Source organism: Desulfofundulus sp. (assembly GCF_049701015.1).
Taxonomy (GTDB): domain Bacteria; phylum Bacillota; class Desulfotomaculia; order Desulfotomaculales; family Desulfovirgulaceae; genus Desulfofundulus.
In genome coordinates this window covers 905-1,561 of the sequence record NZ_JBNATZ010000392.1, presented here as the reverse complement: position 1 = coordinate 1,561, position 657 = coordinate 905, and the positions used below count along the sequence as shown (strand labels likewise).

At 57.8% G+C, this 657-nt stretch carries 1 protein-coding gene; it reads right to left on the bottom strand.

Going from position 1 to position 657, the window contains the following annotated elements:
• Positions 1 to 657, bottom strand: a 657-nt coding sequence (locus ACPLUI_RS14760; RefSeq protein ID WP_424660997.1) for a peptidase dimerization domain-containing protein, incomplete at both ends; no start/stop codon positions are given.

The following is a 657-nucleotide window of genomic DNA, read 5'->3' as shown; positions in this document are numbered from 1 at the left end:
GGGTAGATGTAGGGCTCCATACCGAAAGCATCGGCAACGGCCTGCCTGGCCACTTCGACCAGCGGGTGCGTAATTGGGGTACGCGATGGTTCGAGGAAGCCAAGGGGTTTAATCTCGGCATCACCGTAGCCGGTACGGGCCAGGTGTTCTTTAAGCAAAGCCAGCACCTTCTCGGGCTTCTGGTCGGGGACGAGGCGCAGGTCCAGCTTCGCCGAAGCTTGGCACGGGAGTACCGTTTTGGAACCGGGCCCTTGATAACCGGCCGTAAGACCGGAGATGTTACAAGTGGGTTCGAAAATCATGTTCTTGTAGTAATCGTCGCCGTGGCGGTTGGTGAGGAGAGAGCTTATGCCCAAGTCGGCCATCAGCGCCGCCTTGTCGCAGGGGATGGCCTCCACTGCTGCAATTTCCTCCGGAAGAAGCGGGCGCACATCGTCGTAAAAACCGGGGATCCGTACCAGGCCGTCTTCCCCCTTTAGGCTGGCCAAAAGGTGAACGAGGCGCCAGACTGGGCTGGGTACGGCTGCTGCCCGCATGGAATGCAGGTCGCGGTTGGCACCGCGAACGGTGATTTCAACGTAAAGCATTCCTTTTAATCCAAGAACCACCAGGGGACGGCCGTTTTCTTGAATATGGCTGTCGGAGAAAATACATACA